The organism is Pseudolysinimonas sp. (genome assembly GCF_039912695.1).
Lineage (GTDB): Bacteria > Actinomycetota > Actinomycetes > Actinomycetales > Microbacteriaceae > Pseudolysinimonas_A.
In genome coordinates, this window is sequence record NZ_JBDSPJ010000021.1 from 44,871 (window position 1) to 58,744 (window position 13,874).

Annotated in this window: 15 protein-coding genes; 5 read left to right on the forward strand and 10 right to left on the reverse strand. The window is 66.6% G+C overall.

The features are described 5' to 3' along the window. Positions 1-45 precede the first annotated feature (45 nt). Positions 46-1,122, reverse strand: coding sequence for a LacI family DNA-binding transcriptional regulator (locus tag ABIR17_RS07545; protein WP_348003767.1), 1,077 nt, complete (start codon positions 1,120-1,122; stop codon positions 46-48). A 104-nt stretch (positions 1,123-1,226) separates the two neighbouring features. Between ABIR17_RS07545 and ABIR17_RS07550 the strand changes: the two genes are divergently transcribed. Beyond that, the gene (locus tag ABIR17_RS07550; protein WP_348003768.1) at positions 1,227-2,447 is read left to right on the forward strand and encodes an MFS transporter; all 1,221 of its coding nucleotides are present in this window, start codon (positions 1,227-1,229) and stop codon (positions 2,445-2,447) included. Here ABIR17_RS07550 and ABIR17_RS07555 read toward each other — a convergent pair. Further along, positions 2,432-2,800, reverse strand: coding sequence for a VOC family protein (locus ABIR17_RS07555; protein WP_348003769.1), 369 nt, complete (start codon positions 2,798-2,800; stop codon positions 2,432-2,434). The genes ABIR17_RS07550 and ABIR17_RS07555 overlap by 16 nt on opposite strands. A 63-nt stretch (positions 2,801-2,863) precedes the next feature. On the opposite strand from ABIR17_RS07555, the gene ABIR17_RS07560 reads away from it, so the two are divergent. The 4 genes from ABIR17_RS07560 (at position 2,864) to ABIR17_RS07575 (ending at position 6,375) form a co-directional block, all read left to right on the forward strand. Further along, positions 2,864-3,319 (forward strand): MarR family transcriptional regulator, encoded by a 456-nt coding sequence (locus tag ABIR17_RS07560; protein ID WP_348003770.1) that lies wholly within the window; start codon positions 2,864-2,866, stop codon positions 3,317-3,319. 184 nt (positions 3,320-3,503) lie between these two features. Next, complete coding sequence (locus ABIR17_RS07565) at positions 3,504-5,006, forward strand: MFS transporter (RefSeq protein WP_348003771.1); 1,503 nt, start codon at positions 3,504-3,506, stop codon at positions 5,004-5,006. After that, complete coding sequence (gene nucS, locus ABIR17_RS07570; RefSeq protein ID WP_348003772.1) at positions 5,006-5,701, forward strand: endonuclease NucS; 696 nt, start codon at positions 5,006-5,008, stop codon at positions 5,699-5,701. The genes ABIR17_RS07565 and nucS overlap by 1 nt, the downstream gene beginning before the upstream one ends. Positions 5,702-5,703: 2 nt before the next feature. Then, the gene (locus tag ABIR17_RS07575) at positions 5,704-6,375 is read left to right on the forward strand and encodes an HAD hydrolase-like protein (RefSeq protein WP_348003773.1); all 672 of its coding nucleotides are present in this window, start codon (positions 5,704-5,706) and stop codon (positions 6,373-6,375) included. Here the strand turns inward: ABIR17_RS07575 and ABIR17_RS07580 are convergent. The 8 genes from ABIR17_RS07580 to ABIR17_RS07615 all read right to left on the reverse strand — a co-directional run bounded on the left by ABIR17_RS07580 (position 6,372) and on the right by ABIR17_RS07615 (position 13,866). Continuing rightward, a complete protein-coding gene (locus ABIR17_RS07580) occupies positions 6,372-7,400 on the reverse strand; it encodes an FAD-dependent monooxygenase (RefSeq protein WP_348003774.1) in 1,029 nt (342 codons plus the stop codon). The genes ABIR17_RS07575 and ABIR17_RS07580 overlap by 4 nt on opposite strands. Further along, entirely contained in the window at positions 7,397-7,933 is a 537-nt protein-coding gene (locus tag ABIR17_RS07585) for an isoprenylcysteine carboxylmethyltransferase family protein (RefSeq protein WP_348003775.1), read from the reverse strand. The genes ABIR17_RS07580 and ABIR17_RS07585 overlap by 4 nt, the downstream gene beginning before the upstream one ends. Beyond that, positions 7,930-8,991: a type III polyketide synthase gene (locus ABIR17_RS07590; protein ID WP_348003776.1), complete on the reverse strand. Its 1,062-nt coding sequence runs from the start codon at positions 8,989-8,991 to the stop codon at positions 7,930-7,932. Before ABIR17_RS07590 ends, ABIR17_RS07585 begins: the two co-directional genes overlap by 4 nt. A 62-nt stretch (positions 8,992-9,053) precedes the next feature. Continuing rightward, on the reverse strand, positions 9,054-10,175 hold the full coding sequence (locus ABIR17_RS07595; protein ID WP_348003777.1) for a bifunctional 2-methylcitrate synthase/citrate synthase: 1,122 nt from the start codon (positions 10,173-10,175) through the stop codon (positions 9,054-9,056). Further along, positions 10,175-11,101, reverse strand: a complete 927-nt coding sequence (gene prpB / locus ABIR17_RS07600) for a methylisocitrate lyase (protein WP_348003778.1) — start codon at positions 11,099-11,101, stop codon at positions 10,175-10,177. Before prpB ends, ABIR17_RS07595 begins: the two co-directional genes overlap by 1 nt. Then, the gene (locus ABIR17_RS07605) at positions 11,101-12,618 is read right to left on the reverse strand and encodes an MmgE/PrpD family protein (RefSeq protein ID WP_348003779.1); all 1,518 of its coding nucleotides are present in this window, start codon (positions 12,616-12,618) and stop codon (positions 11,101-11,103) included. Before ABIR17_RS07605 ends, prpB begins: the two co-directional genes overlap by 1 nt. Next, positions 12,615-13,289 (reverse strand): GntR family transcriptional regulator, encoded by a 675-nt coding sequence (locus ABIR17_RS07610; protein WP_348003780.1) that lies wholly within the window; start codon positions 13,287-13,289, stop codon positions 12,615-12,617. The genes ABIR17_RS07605 and ABIR17_RS07610 overlap by 4 nt, the downstream gene beginning before the upstream one ends. A gap of 100 nt (positions 13,290-13,389) precedes the next feature. After that, entirely contained in the window at positions 13,390-13,866 is a 477-nt protein-coding gene (locus ABIR17_RS07615; protein ID WP_348003781.1) for a rhodanese-like domain-containing protein, read from the reverse strand. Positions 13,867-13,874: the final 8 nt, after the last annotated feature.

Here is a 13,874-nt window from a genome sequence, read left to right on the forward strand (position 1 = left end):
AGCGCGCTGGAGCACAGAGCGGAGGTTGCGCTCGCGCCTCAGCTCTCAACGGGGCGCTGGCCCCGTGGTCGTCCCGATCCGCAGGGTGCAGGTCAGCAGCACCGGCGTGGGTTGCTCGCCCGCGAGAGCCGCGAAGACGGCCGCCGCTGCCGCTTCCCCCTTTTCGACCGCCGGCTGCACGAGAGTCGTCAGCACGTGAGGAGCCGTGTCCTCGAGGCGTACCCCGTCGAAGCCCAGGATGCTGAGCTCGCCCGGGACCTGCAGTCCCAGTTCCTCGGCCGCCCGCAGCACCCCGAGCGCGAGCAGGTCACTCTGGGCCACGATCGCGGTCGGCCTCCTGTGCTCGGGGACGTTGAGCAGCTCCATCCCGACCGCGTAGCCGTCGCCGCTCGTGCTGCCCGACGCTGACCAGCCGCCCGCGTCGGGGTAGACCTCCCGCAGCCCGGCCAGACGTTGCCGCGCGGTCGCGCTCGTCGACGCGGCTTCGCGTTCGGGCGTGAGCACGCCGCGGATGCGGGCGACATCGAGCGCGAGCGTCACGACCGCGACGTCACGATGCCCGAGGTCGCGCAGCAACTCCGCGCCGCGACGGGAGGCGTCCCGATTGTCGAGGTCGATCGCGATGACGCCCTCGAGGGCATCCGCTTCCACCGCAACGATCGGGATGCGGCGGCGGCGCAGCGCATCGACAGACGCGGTCAGGTCGAGACCGCAGCCGAGCAGGATGGCGGCATCCATCGGGGATGCCGCGAGATCGGTTTCGGGTTCGGCAGCCAGCGGGATGACGAGCAGCCCGGCCCGTTCGTCGCCGAAGGCCTGGGCGACGCCGTCGAGGAAGGCGAGGTTCATCGGATCCCGGAAGGCGTCGACCAGGCGATCCTCGGTGACGACGGCGACCACCCCCGATCGCCCCCGGCGCAGGGAACGCGCGGTCGGGTCGGGTCCGCCGTAGTCGAGTTCGGATGCCGCGGCGAGAACCCGCTCGCGCGTCGCGGTCGCCACCGGCCCTGCGCCGCTGAACACGAGGGATGCCGTGGAAACCGAGACCCCGGCTCGTGCAGCGACCGCGGCGAGAGTCGGACGCGGGCTCGCGTCGCTCGGCGCACTTGCCTCGGGCTTCATGGGTTGCTAGCGTACTCGAAACGATTCGATCGAATCGATTCGACTTTTAGGCGTCACCGCCTCAGCTCGTACCTCCCGCCTCATCTCGCACCTCCGGAGCACCGATGTCCGCCGCACCGTCCCCCCACCGCCGCGCCATGTTCGGCGTCTTCGTCGTGTTCGCTCTCAACGGGCTCGCCGTCGCGACCTGGATCTCCCGCCTCCCCGCGATCCGCGACATCCTGCACCTCGGAGTCGCACAGGTCGGACTCGTCATCTTCGGGATGTCGGTCGGCTCGATCGTGGGATTGCTCGGGGCGGCCGCCGTCATCCATCGGTTCGGTCCGCGCCGCACGATCGTGCTCACCTTCATCGTGGGCGGCACGGCCCTCGGGTTGCTCGCTGTCGCCACGACAGTGCTGCCGTTCTTCGCGCTGGCCATTGCGTCGATGGCGGTCTTCGGGGTGGCGTGGTCGATCTGCGACGTCGCGATGAACGTCGAGGGGACCGTCGTCGAACGCGAGATGGGGCGCACGTTGATGCCCTGGTTCCACGCCGCATGGAGCCTCGGGTCCGTTTCGGGGGCAGCGATTGGCGCCGGCGCGGCGGCCCTGCTGCTCGTGCCCGGCATCCATTTCGCCGTGATCGGCGTCGTTCTGCTCGTCGCGGCGGTTTTCATCCCGCGACTGCTGCCGCGCGCGACCGATGCCGCGGCCGCTGCGGAGGCGAATGGAGAGCGGTCCGGGTTCCGGTCGCAGCTGGCCGCGCTGGCTGAGCCGCGCACCCTGCTGATCGGCGTCCTCGTTCTCGGCATGGCGTTTTCGGAGGGCACCGCGAACGACTGGCTGACGATCGCGATGCGCACCGAGCGCGGTTTCGACGACTCGCAAGCCGCCCTGCTGTTCGGCGTGTTCAGCGTCTCGATGACGGCCGGGCGCATCGCGGGTGTTCCGCTGCTCGACAAATTCGGCCGCGTGCCGGTGCTGCGCGTCGCTGTCGTGATGGCAGCGCTGGGCCTCGGCACCGTCATCCTGGTGCCGTACACCCCCATGATGATCGTCGGCATTGTGGTCTGGGGGCTCGGTGCCGCACTCGGCTTCCCGGTCGGGATGTCGGCCGCCGGCGACGATCCCATCGGCGCCGCCGCACGGGTGAGCGCCGTCGCGACGATCGCCTACTGCGCCTTCCTCGTCGGGCCGCCGCTCATCGGATTCGTCGGCGAGCACATCGGCATCTTGAATGCTCTGTGGATCACGTTCGGTCTCGTCGTGGTGGCCGGACTCGCCATCCCGGCCGCGCGCGAGGTTCGTCCTGCACCGACTCCACGAAATCAGGTCCGGTCATGAAGAGTGATCTGATATCCGTCGGGGTCGACGAAGGTGAAGGTCCGGCCGAACGGGCCGTCGTTGGGAGCCACAACGATGGTGTGACCGTCTGCGGTAAGAGCATGGTGGATGGCCTGGACTTCGGTGGCGTGGAGCCAGATCGCGACGCCGATCCCGGGCTGAGGCACAGCTGCGAGGTCGGTGCCGGGAAGGACGTCGCGGAGGGCGAACGCGATCGGCTTCGTCTCGAAAACGACGGCGTGGGGAGGTCCGGCCTGCGAACGGACGAGGCCGAGGTAGCGCTCGTAGAACGACTGCGAAGCGTCCAGATCGCTCACTTGGAGTGAGATGAAGTCGGGGCCAGTGGCGGGCATCAGGGTTCTCCTTGGTCGCGTGTCAGTTTTCTGACATACACCAACCTATGTCAGAATACTGACATGAGTCAAGACCGTGTTGATTTGGAGACATCACTGGGCTACCTGCTCAAAGAAGCCGCCAGCGCGCTCCGCGCCGCCATGGAAGAGGTACTGCGTCCGCTCGGGATGACCGTGACGCACTACTCCTGCCTTGAGCTGTTGGCCCAGCGACCTGGTTTGTCGAACTCGGAGCTCGCGCGGGGCGCGTTCGTAACCCGACAGTCGATGAACGTGCTTCTCCAAATACTGGAACGAGACGGCTACGTCACCAGGCCCGCAAAGGCACCCGCCGGAAAGGTGCTCCCCACACGACTCACACCGCACGGCCAGCGGAGTCTCGACAGAGCATCGATGGCGGTCCGCTCCGTCGAGGTGAGAATGCTTGCCGGCATGACCCAGACCGAGCAGATCGACGCATTCCGGATCCTCAAGAGCGTGGCCCGGTCCCTCGCCGGCACAGTGGCTTTGAAACGGTGAGACTCGTCATCGCCCGGGTGTTCCGTTGACGACGCCGGGCGGCTCTCGGCGTGTATTTCGCTCTTTTGGCCTGGCACGTGCTGTGCGGTACGGTGTTGAACACAGGAAGTAAAATCTCAAGAAATATCTTGAGCGCACACTCGGGTCGATGACTCGCCACTTCTCCCATCATGAGGAGTGCGCTATGAGCAATGACCGTCCGGTTCCTGAAAAGGCCGAAGAATCCCAGCCAGCATCGATTGGCGCCACCCAGCGACAGACACTGCGCTCCGCGTGGCTCGCCCTCACAGGGCTCTCAGCGGTATTCCTGTTCGAAATGCTCGACAATTCGGTGCTCAACGTGGCACTGCCGACCATCGGTCGCGAACTCGATGCTTCCACCATTGCTTTGCAATGGGTCACGAGTTCCTACGCTGTGGTTTTCGGTGGCCTGATGATCGCTTTGAGTGCGCTGGCCGACCGCGCAGGCCGACGCAAGGTGATGCTGTTAGGACTCATCTTGCTCGCGGTCGCGAGTGCCGCGACCTTGTTCGTGGGCAGTGTTGAGCAGCTCATCGCGGTGCGGGCGGTAATGGGGATTGCTGCTGCAATGACCACGCCAGGATCGCTCGCACTCGCCTTCCGACTATTCGCAGACGAGCGGCTGCGAATTCGCGCCATCACCCTCATTTCCACGGTCGGGCTCGTTGGATTGGCAATCGGGCCTACCGCGGGAGGTCTCGCGCTCAGCTTCGTACCCTGGCAGGCGCTTCTGCTGGTGAACGTTCCCATCGCCGTCGTCGCGCTTGTCTTCATCAGGCTCGGCGTTCCGGCTGACCGGCGCGACGAGCTCAGCGCCCATCCCATCGACATCGTTGGCGCAATGCTGGGCACCCTCACCATCGTCGGTGCACTGATCGCGCCAACCCTCTTCATCGACCTGGGCGCGGGTTCATGGCTACCGTGGGTTGCTGTTGTGGCAGTAATCCTTCTTGCCACCGCGTTCGTCGTGCGGCAGCGATCCACCAAATATCCCCTCCTGGACTTCGCGCTCATCGCGCGTCCCCTGGTCTCGAGCGGACTCGCATTCAAGGCGGCCTCCGGCCTTGCAGTTGCCGGGCTGGGCTACCTCGTGACCCTGCAACTTCAACTCGACTGGGGATGGACACCGGCGCAGGCGGCACTGGGCATGCTCCCCCAAGTGGTGGTCTTGATCGCAGGCGGGGCAATCATCTCGCCGTTGATCAAACGCATCGGGCTTGCGAACGCCGCGTGGGTAAGCGCCGTCGTCGTCGTCCTCGGCCTCGCCGTCTACGCCGCGTTCGGTCACGTCGGATACTTCTGGATCGCGCTCGCGCTCGTACTCGTCGCCGCCGGAATGCGCATCGTCGGAGTCGTTGCCGGCAATAACGTCATGAACGGGTTGCCTGCCGACCGCACGACGATCGGCGCCGCCCTCATCGACACCTCGAGCGAACTCACCACCGGTATTGGCATCGCCGTCTCCGGCATGATCATCGCCGCCATGTTCACGGGCAGCATCGCCACAACCGATTGGACCTCCACCCAGACCGAGGAGTTCCGGGGAGCTACCACGCTCGCGGCGATCACTCTCACAGTGCTTTCCGCACTGCTCGTGCTCCTTGGAATAGTTCGCGCAAGAAGTGCCTCGCCAAGCGATCCCGCAACCTCCATTACCTTGGGATAGTGCGTCTCGTCATCGCCCGGTGCTCGGTCGACTACGCCGGGCGGCTCTCGGCGCACCTCCCCCTCGCCACGCGACTGCTCGTTCTGAAGGCCGACGGCAGCGTGCTCGTGCACTCCGACTCCCTGAGCTACAAGCCGCTCAACTGGATGAGCCCGCCCTGCACGTTGAGCGTCGAAGAGGTGGATGACGATCTCGCGGCCGCAGGGGTGACCGAGGTCTGGCGGGTGACGCAGGCGAAGACCGCCGACCTTCTGGTGATCTCGATTCACGAGATCATCCATGACTCCACGCATGACCTGGGAGTCGACCCGGGGCTGCAGAAGGACGGCGTCGAAGCCGACCTGCAGCGCCTTCTCGCCGAGCAGATCGAGGTGCTGGGCGAAGGTCACACGCTCGTGCGCCGCGAGTACATGACCGCCATCGGTCCGGTCGACATCTTGGCGCGGGATGCCTCAGGAGCCACGGTCGCCGTCGAGATCAAACGGCGCGGCGACATCGACGGGGTCGAGCAGCTCACTCGGTACCTCGAGTTGATGAACCGCGATCCGTTGCTCGCACCCGTCACGGGAGTCTTCGCGGCCCAGGAGATCAAGCCGCAGGCACGCACCCTGGCGACCGATCGCGGCATCCTCTGCCTGGTTTTGGATTACGACTCGATGCGCGGTCTCGAGACCGGACACAGCAAACTGTTCTAACCATGAGTGACCGATATCCCTACACCGCGGTCCTCTTCGACCTCGACGGTACGATCGTCGACTCGGCCCCCGGAATCACCGCGACGCTCGCGTACACGATGCAGCAGCTGAGGCGACCGATCCCGACGCCGGCCGAACTGCTGGCCTGGGTGGGGCCGCCGATCATGGACTCGTTCCGCGATCTCGGTCACCTCGACCTCGAAGAATCCCTGCGCGCACTCGAGATCTACCGCGCGAAATATCTCGAGACCGGCGTGTTCGACGCGCAGGTCTACCCGGGGGTCGCTGAGGTGCTGCGCACGATCTCGGAAGCTCGCATCCCGCTGTCGCTCGCAACATCAAAACCCGAGACGCCCGCGACCCTCGTGCTGAAACATTTCGGCCTCGAGCACTACTTCGACGAACTCGCCGGCGCGAGCGACGACGAACTGCGCAGCGCGAAGGCGGATGTCGTGGCCGAGGCGCTGCGGCGACTTGCGGCGGATGGCGCCGATCTCACGCGTCCGGTGATGGTCGGGGATCGCATCCACGATATCCACGGCGCCGGCGAACACGACGTGCCGACGATCTACGTCACCTGGGGGTATGGCGCCCTGTCGGAAACCGCGGGGGCCGTCGCGGTCGTCGACACCCCCGCCCAGTTGCTCAAGGTGCTCGGGCTAGCACCCAACTAACGGGCGAGCCGCTCCACCGCACTGGCGAAGACACCCGGAAGTCGGGATGCCGCGGGCACCACGAGACCGCGCGCGGGAGACGCGGCCAAGCTCACGAGCGTGCCCGTGAGTCGCCGGAAATCACGGGTCTCCCGTTCCCAGGCGCGTTCGTACGACGCCGGGTCGTCGGAGCGGATCGCGTCGATCGCGGCGCGAGCCTGCGCGAACCCGATCCGCAGCCCCTCGCCGGTGAGGGCGTCGACGTAGCCCGAGGCGTCGCCAACCAGCAGCACCCGGCCGGCGGTGCGAGCCGTGGTGTGCTGCCGCAGCGGCCCGGCGCCGCGCAGTTCTGAGGTCGCGGTCGCACCGGCCAGACGGGCGGCGAGTTCGGGGCTTGCCGCAACCGCGTCGTCGAAATGCACGCCGCGTCGGGCGAGCAGGGCGACACCCACCTGGTCTTCGGCGATCGGCGTCAGGTACAACTCGCCGAGCGGCGTCCAGGTCACCTCGACGAACTCCGACCAGGGTGCGAGCGCGAAATGTTTGCGCTGCCCGAACCTCCGCCTCGGCTTCGGTGTGGGTCGTGCGAGTCCGGCCTCCCGGGCGATCGCGGAGTGCAGGCCGTCGGCACCGATCAGCCAGCGCGCCCTGATGTCTCCGGCGGCCACCATCCCGGCACGTTGGGTGAACGACTCGACGCGTGCTGACGTGAAACGCACCCCAACCTCAGAGGCGCGTGCCCGAAGTGCCGCGTGCAGAACGGTGCGTCGCACCCCGCGGCCGGGGCCACCCCGAAAGCGATGTTCAACCCGTGACCGGCCGTCGCGGTAGACGATTCCCACGAATGGCATCCCTTTCGGATCGACTCCGAGCCGTGCCAGCGCAGGCAGCGCGCCGGGCATCAGTCCCTCGCCGCAGGCCTTGTCGATGGCCCCGTCGCGCGGTTCGGCCACCACCACGTCGAGCCCCGCGAGCCGGGCCTCGATCGCGGCGGCCAACCCGACCGGTCCGCCTCCGACTACGAGAACCTCGGCGTCGTCACTCATGCTTGGACTGTAGACCCGGCCCTGAGTGCTCGCTCCTCGGCCGGGATCCGAAACCCGAGCAGCAGGATCGCGTTGAGCACCGTGAACGCGATCGCGGTGATCCACGCTGTGTGCACGAGCGGCAGCGCGATCCCTTCGATCGCGACGATCAGGTAATTGGGATGCGGCAGCCAGGCGAACCGGTATGGGCCGCGCCGTTGCAACGCCATCCCCGGCACGACGATCACCCGGGTGTTCCACTGGTTGCCGAGCGCCCAGATCACCCAGTACCGGCCGGCTTGGCACAGCAGAGCGATGGCCAACATCGGCCACCCCAACCCGGGGATGAACGGACGCGGCACGAACCAAGCTTCGGCGAGCGCGCCGAGCAGCAGCCCGGTGTGCAGCGTGACCATCGCGGGAAAGTGCCCGCGTGCCGACTCGATGCCGCCGCGCGCGAAGGCCCAGGCCGCGTGCCGCTTCGAGACGACGAGTTCGACGATCCGTTCGCCACCGGTGACGAGTATCAGCACGGTGAACAGGATGAGGCTCATGCGGCCCACCTCAGTAAGACGTACTCGCTCGTCACTCCTGGCCCGAGGGCGAACAGCACGCCGTGGCTGCCGGCGGGCTGCACGAACATGTCGGCGAGCACATGCAACACCGACGACGACGACAGGTTGCCGACAGCGTCGAGCGACTTCCACGATGCGGCGAGATCCGACCGTTCGAGCGACAGCCCCTTCTCGAACGCTTCCAGCACGCGCGGTCCGCCGGGGTGCGCGATCCAGGCGGTGACCTGGTCGCGCTCGACATCGTGGTCGGCGAGCAACCCGCTCACGTCGTTCTCGATGTTCGCGTCGATGGTCTCCGAGACCGCGGCGGTCAACACGATCCGAAACCCGGTGCCGCCGATATCCCAACCGATGACGCTTTCGCTGTCGGGATACAGCACCGTGCGCGACCCCAGGATGTCGGGGCCGGGTAGCCCGAGTTCGGCCGCCCGCTCCGCACCCGCGACCACCACGGCGGCGGCTCCGTCGCCGAACAGCCCGCTCGCGACATAGTTGGCGACGGAGTCGTCGTCGCGCTGCAGCGTCAGCGAGCAGAGCTCGACCGACACCAGCACCGCGATCTCACGCGGGTGCCCCAGCAGGTAGTCGTGCAACCTCGCCAGACCGGCGGCCCCCGCCACGCAGCCGAGCCCAAACGACGGCAGCCGTTTTACGTTGCGCCGCAACCCGAGGATCGGCACCAGGCGGGCATCAATGCTGGGAGCGGCGATACCGGTCACCGAGGTGAAGAAGAGGTAGTCGACGTCCTCCGCGGTGAGACCCGCAGTTGCGAGGGCGGCGGTGACGGCTCGAGCGGCGAGGTCGGTGCCCTCCCGAATCCAGATGTCGTTGGCATCGCCGAACGACGTCAGATCGCGATACTGCTCAAGCGGCAGCACGGTGTGGCGGGTGCCGATACCGGCCGAAGAATGGAAGCGCGCTAGCACGGCGCGCTTCTTGGCATCCTGCGTGATCAGGTCGGAGAGTTCCGCGGTGATGTCGCTCTGCGCGTAGGAGTATTTCGGCAGCACCGGAGCCACCGCCACGATTCGCGACATTCCCGGACCGTATCACCGGCTTCACCGACAAGCCGGGGGCTTGCGCTCTCCCCGCACCGGGGTCACTCCGCGATGTGACGTTCCTCGTGTCCGACGTAGAGCGAGAGCGGGCGGATGAGCGCATTGGCTTCGAGCTGCTCGCGGATGTGCGCCGTCCAGCCGGTCACCCGCGCAGCCACGAACAGCGGCGTGAAGAGCTCGGTCTCGAAACCGATCAGGTGGTACGCGGGTCCCGAGGGGTAGTCGAGGTTCGGTTTGATCCCCTTGCGGTCATCCATCGCCGCCTCAAGTGCCTCGTACAGATCGAGCAGATCGGGTCGGTCGTACTCTGCGACCAACGTGTCGAGAGCAGCCTTCATCGTCGGAACCCGCGAGTCGCCGCTCTTGTAGACCCGGTGGCCGAAGCCCATGATCTTGCGCTTCTCGGCGAGAGCGTCATCAAGCCACTTCTGCGCCTTCGACGCCGTGCCGATTTCGTCGAAAGTGTGCATGACCGCCTCGTTGGCGCCGCCATGGAGCGGACCCTTCAGCGCACCGATCGCGGCGGTGACCGCGGAGTACAGATCGGCGAGGGTCGACGTGACGACCCGGGCGGTGAAGGTGGATGCGTTGAACGAGTGCTCGGCGTACAGGATCATCGAGATGTCGAACGCCGTCACCACCACGACGTCGGGCACCTTACCGAACGTCATGTGCAGGAAGTTCGCCGAGTAGCCGAGGTCGTCCCGCGGCTCGACCAGGTCTTGACCGCGACGGCGACGCTGGATGTAGGCCACGATCGCCGGCAGTTGGGCGAACAGCGTGATCGCCTTGTCCAGGTTGGCCTCAGGCGTCGAGTTCGCCGCGTCGGGATCAGCAGCGCCGATCGCACTGACCGCGGTGCGCACGACATCCATCGGGTGGGCGTCGACCGGGAGCAGGTCGATCGTCTGCTTCGCGAGATCGGGCAGGTGCCGGCGCGAGCGCTCAAGTTGCTCGAAATCGGCGAGTTGCTTCTCGTTCGGAAGTTCGCCGTTCCAGAGCAGATACGCGACCTCCTCGAACGAGCACTTGTCGGCGAGCTCCTGAACCGGGTAGCCGCGATACAGCAGCGAGTTGGTATCGGGGTTGACCTTCGAGATCGCCGTGGTGTCGACGATGACGCCCGCGAGTCCCTTCTTGATCTCGGGCTGGGCCTCGGCCATCAGTTGCTCCTGTTGTTGTTCAGATCGAAGGTGAAGACGCCCGCGTCGAATTCGGCGTAGGCGGAGTAGTCGACGAGCTCGTAAAGTCGCGCCCGAGTCAGCATCGTGGGCACCTGCGACGTCAGCGACCCCTCGTTGGCGAGAGCATCGAGTCCGCGTTCGATCGCACCCATCGCGATCCGTAGCAGCGACACCGGGAAGATCACCATGTTCACCCCGACATCCTGCAACTGCTGCACCGTGAACAGGTCGGATTTTCCGAACTCGGTCATGTTCGCGAGGATCGGCACGTCGACCGCGGCCCGCATCGCGTCGAACTCTGAGAGGTCGGCCATTGCTTCGGCGAAGATCGCGTCGGCGCCGGCATCCACAAATGCCTTCGCCCGATCGGTCGCCGCCGCCAACCCCTCCTTCCCGGAGCCCGACACCCCACGAATGTCGGTACGCGCCATGATCACGAAGTTCGGGTCACGACGCGCCGCGACAGCGGCCCGGATGCGGTTGACCGCGGTCTGCTCGTCGACGACCTCTTTGCCATCGAGGTGCCCGCAGCGTTTGGGGTTGACCTGATCTTCGAAGTGAACGCCCGCGACGCCGGCGTCTTCGAGCACCTGAACCGTGCGGGCGACGTTCATCGGCTCGCCGAATCCGGTGTCGCCGTCGATCAAGGCGGGCAGATCGGTCGTGCGCGCGATCTGCGCGCCGCGCTGGGCAACCTCGCTCAGCGTGGTGAGGCCGATGTCGGGCAAACCCAGCTCGTTCGCCATCACGGCACCCGAGATGTAGACGCCCTCGAACCCCTTCTCTTGGATGAGAGCCGCGCTCAATGGCGTGAACGCACCGGGGAACCGTTGGATGGTTCCGCTCGTGAGGCCCGCCCGGAACGCTGCCCGCTTCTCGGTCGGCGTGACCGTGGAATGCAACATCAGAACAGTCCCTTCGGAGCGACCGGAAGTCCTGAGGCAATCACGTTGAGGCCGGCGAGCTCATCGGCAACGAGGTGCGGCAGCCGCTGCGCGACCCCGAGGAACCGCTCGATCTCGGCAGGTTCGAGCACCCCAGCGGCGAGGGTGCGGAACTTCTCGATGTACTGCTCGCGGGCGAACGGCCGGGCGCCGAGCGGATGAGCGTCGGCGACCGCGATCTCATCCACGAGTGTCGAGCCGTCGGCCCAGGTGATCTCGACGCGACCGCCGAACGCCTTCTCGGCCGGGTCGTTCGAGTGGTACCGGCGCGTCCACTCGGGGTCTTCGACGGTGTGCACTTTGTGCCACAACTCGACGGTGTCGGGGCGCTGCGCACGCTCGGGCGCATACGAAGTCTCGTGATCCCACGTTCCGTCTTGAAGGGCGACGGCGAAGATGTACGGAATCGAGTGGTCGAGCGTTTCCCGGCTCGCGGTCGGGTCGTACTTCTGCGGGTCGTTCGAACCCGACCCGATCACGTTGTGAGTGTGGTGACTCGTCGCCAACACGATGTTCTGGACGTTGGCCGGATCCCGCAGCTCGGGGTGCTCGGTTCCCAGTCGGCGGGCCAGATCGATCCACGCTTGGGCCTGATACTCGGCCGAATGCTCTTTCGTATAGGTGTCGAGGATGGCGAGTTTGGCTTCACCGGGTTCGGGGAGGGGCACCTCGTAGCGACCTTCGGGTCCGTCGAGCAGCCAGGCGATGACGCCATCCTCGCCCTCCCAGATCGGCGACGGACTGGTCTGCCCGCGCATCGCCCGGTCAATCGCCTCGATCGCCATCTTGCCGGCGAAGGCCGGGGCGTAGGCCTTCCAGGTCGAAATCGCGCCCTTGCGCGACTGGCGGGTGGCGGTGGTCGTATGCAGTGCCTGACCGATCGCCTGGTAGATCGTCTCGGCGTCGAGTCCCAACAGCGTGCCGATGCCGGCCGCCGCCGAGGGGCCGAGGTGGGCGACGTGGTCGATCTTGTGCGCGTGCAGACTGATCGCCTTGACCAGGTCGACCTGAATCTCGTACCCGGTGGCGATCCCGCGCACGAGGGCTGCGCCATCCCGGCCGGCGTGCTGTGCGACGGCGAGGATCGGCGGGATGTTGTCACCCGGGTGCGAGTACTCCGCCGCGAGGAACGTGTCGTGGTAGTCGAGTTCGCGCACGGCGACCCCGTTCGCGAAGGCAGCCCACTCGGGGCTGAACCGTCCGCCGATGCCGAAGACCGTCGCACCGAGGCCGCTCTGCGCTCCGCCGAAGACGACCGGATGCGCCTGCGCCTGCCCGCGCGCGGCAACCGCTGGCGCGCGCCCGATTGAGGCGACCGCAACTGCGGCGTTGTCGATGACGCGGTTGATCACCATCTCGGTCACGGCATCCGTGACGGCGACCGGGTCGACCGCGACCTGCGCGATCCGCCAGGCGAGTTCGTCTTCTTTCGCGAGGTTCTCGTCGGATCGGTAGGTGCGAACCGGGTAAAGCTTCATGCGCTGCCTTTCAGCGTGGGGGAATCTTGGGGAACTAAGCGGTTTTCGAGCGTCGCGAGAATCGTCGCAAGCGAGGCTTTCAGGTGCACGGTCGTGGCGGACGCGGCGAAGGTGCCGTCGCCATCCCGAATCGCCGCGCAGATCAACCGGTGCTCCTCGGCCGAACGGATCAGCCGCTCGGGGTTGTCGGTCGCGATCCGTCGAGCGCGCGCGAGATGCAGCCGGATGCCGTCGAGAGCCCCGCGGAACACCGGGTTGTCGAGGGCGACGTCGAGGGCCGCATCGAAGTCGGCGACGAGCGCGTAGTACGCCTCGACATCCCCTCGGTTCAGCAGGAGCGGGGCCGCCTCGAACCGCTCGGTGAGCCGCTCGAACACGGCCGGATCGCGCCGCAGTGACGCGATCCGCGCAGCAGCGGTTTCGAGTGCTTCGCGCAGTTCGAACAGCTCGGTGATGCTGGCCGCCGACACATCGGAAACCACCCCTGTGCGTCCGCGGGAGGTGTCGACCAGGCCCTCGAGCGACAGGCGGGCGAGGGCGGCCCGCAGCGGGGTGCGCGAAATCCCCAGGCGTTCGGCGAGGTCGATTTCCGACAGCGCGGTTCCGGGCACTAGGCGCCAGGTCAGAATCTCCTCCCGGAGTTCCTGATACGCCCGGTCGCTCGCTCGCACCGGTTCAGATTACTGGGGTTTCTTACGCTCTGTATACAGAATGAACGGAATGGATGCCGTTCAGCCCTTGATGGGCATGTTCAGTATCCAGAATGGCCGGTTAGCAGTCGCAGCTGATGCCGTCCGCGGTCGATCCTGACGTTGTTGGTGCGGTGAGGGCGTCGATGCCTCGTTCTACGGGGCCGTTGTCGTCGATCACTTGCAACCCTTCCCTGGCCCAATATTCGAAGCCGCCGATCATTTCGCGCACCTCATAGCCGAGGCGGCTGAACTGCAGCGCGGCTCGGGTCGAGCCGTTGCAGCCCGGACCCCAGCAGTAGACGACGACCGGAGTCGTGATCGGGATCTCGGCCGGTGCCCGCTCGGCGATCTCGGCGGTCGGCAGGTGGATGGCGCCCGCCGCACGGCCCTGATGCCACGATGCGTGACCGCGGGAGTCGACGAGTACGAAATCGTCGCCGTCCGCGAGGGCTGCTGCGACATCCGTTGGGTCGGTTTCGAATCGCAGTTTCGCGGCGAAGTGCTCGATCGCGCTGTCGCGGTCGAACACCGTCTGATCCGTGAGGGTGGAGGTCATGACGCCGA